This is a genomic window from Acidiphilium sp. PM, assembly GCF_000219295.1.
Taxonomy (GTDB): Bacteria; Pseudomonadota; Alphaproteobacteria; order Acetobacterales; family Acetobacteraceae; genus Acidiphilium; species Acidiphilium multivorum.
In genome coordinates this window covers 1-2,077 of the sequence record NZ_AFPR01000534.1, presented here as the reverse complement: position 1 = coordinate 2,077, position 2,077 = coordinate 1, and the positions used below count along the sequence as shown (strand labels likewise).

General features: G+C 66.6%; 1 protein-coding gene. It reads right to left on the bottom strand.

Translation table 11 applies throughout. The features are described from left to right. The coding region (locus APM_RS17485) for a Tn3 family transposase (RefSeq protein WP_138919252.1) at positions 1-2,077 on the bottom strand (2,077 nt) is incomplete at both ends.

Below are 2,077 nucleotides of genomic sequence, written 5' to 3'. Positions count from 1 at the left end.
AAGCGTCGGATAGGCTGCCGGTCTGGCAAAACTGTAGAGACGCCGGTCTTTCAGATCGGGAATTCTCGGCGCGAACACATATCCGAGCAGGGCGCACAGGGCAAAGACATGATCCGACACCCCGCCGCCATCGGTATGGTGCCGGTGCTGACGTGGGGGCGCATCACCGTGATGATCGAGCAGGCCGTCGAGGACATGCACGGCCTCGCTGGCGGTTGCGGCGATCACCCTGGTATGGAACGGCGCGTAGCGATCGGAGAGATGGGTGTAGAATTTCAGACCCGGTTCGGGGCCGTAGTGCGCATTGATCCGGCTCGCATCACGGCCAGAACCGCCGGCGCGGAAAAACTGCCCGTCCGAGGATGAGGCGGTTCCCGCCCCGAAGAGAGCGGCGAGCGGCTCGCGATTTTGGTGCTCGACGAGGCGGCGCAGCGCCAGGGCGTAGGTCTCGTCGCGGATGTGCCAGTCAGCGGTCCAGGCGAGCTGGCCCAGACTGGCGATGCTGCAGGCTTCGGCCATCCGGGTCAGTCCGAGGTTGAGGCCATCGGCCAGCAGCCCCGCCATCAGCACCCGGGGATCAGCGGCGGTTTCGCCGGTGCGCAGATGGGTGAAGCAGTCCGGGAAGCCGGTCCAGCCGGCCACTTCCGTCAGCAGGTCGGTGATCCGGATGCGGGGCAGCGTGGCATAGAGCTTCGCTGCCAGCGCTTCGGCCTCGGGCGGAGTTGATTTTTCGATCGGCGTGATTCTCAGCACGCCCTTCTCGATCGTCACATCGGGAAGCAGCCCACCCTGGGCACGGGCGTCGACCTCGGCCAGCCGCGCATCCAGCCAGGTCCGCCTGGTCGCGATGAAGCGCTCGAAGTCGGTCTCGACGGCGACCGGAATGCCGGACTCTTTCTGCAGGACCTGAAATGTTTCCCTGGAGATCAGCCGCTCCTCGAAGGCCCGATATTGCCGGCTGCCGGCAACCCAGACATCGCCGGCAGCAAGGCGCTGGCGCAATTCCGCCAGGACGCAGAGTTCGTAGTAACGCCGGTCGATGCCGTGTGCCGTGAGGACATGACGCGCCCAGCGCGGCCGGACAAAGGCGGTCGGCGCTGATTTCGGCAGCGTCGAGGTTCCAGCGCGGTTCATGGCGCGCAGCATGGCGATCGCGCGCATCAACGACGCCGCGGCGGGAACACCCTGAAATTCGAAAGTGGCCAGGAACGCCGGCGCCCAGCGCCGAATGCCGGCATAATGTTCGCTCAGCACCTCGTAGGGATCGAAATCTTCCGATCGAACCAGAGTTTCCGCTTCCATAACGGTCGAGCAGAACCGGTCCCAGGGTATCACCGTGTCGATCGCCGCGAAGGGATCGCCCTGGCCGGCGCGCGCGGCCATCAGGGCGGCGCCGATCCTCGCATAAAGCCGGACCTTCTCGTTGATCGCCCGGCCTTCGGCCTGGAACGCCCGGGCATGTCGGCCTTCCGCCTTGCGGAACATCGCGCCGATCAGCCGCTCGAACAGAGTGATCGCCTGATCCGTCAGGCGGGCCGACAGGTCGAGATCGATCGCGGTAAGCACGGCATGCCGGCGCCGGCGCTCGTAGCCGGCAACATGCTGCACCGTGGTCCGGCCGGCCTCGCGAACGAGCTGGGCGAGCCGGGCCTGATTGATCCGGTGACCGCGCGCCGGATCGATGCCGATTGCCCGGATGTGCTCCAGCCGCTCGATCACCCCGAGCATGGATGCAGGCTTTGCCGACTCCGGGATCTGGCGAAGCCAGGCCAGCCAGCTCTGGCTGGTGTCCAGACGCCGCTCCGTCAACGCATCCAGCCGATGCCGCTGATCGGCGGACAGACCCTCGGTCAGCCGACGCTCGATTTCCCGGCGCGCGCGGTATCGAACCTCGATGCAGAGCCGCTCGAGCCGCATCGGGGGAGGTAGAAGGATCCCGCGACCGCGGCACTCTTCCAGCACCAACGCCGCCAGGTCGACCAGCCGATCGGTTTCCAGTGCATGCGCCAGCAGCCAGTCGGCAAGGTCTGCCGCCACGCGTGGCCCCCATGGCCGCAACCCGAGGCGATCCTGCAAA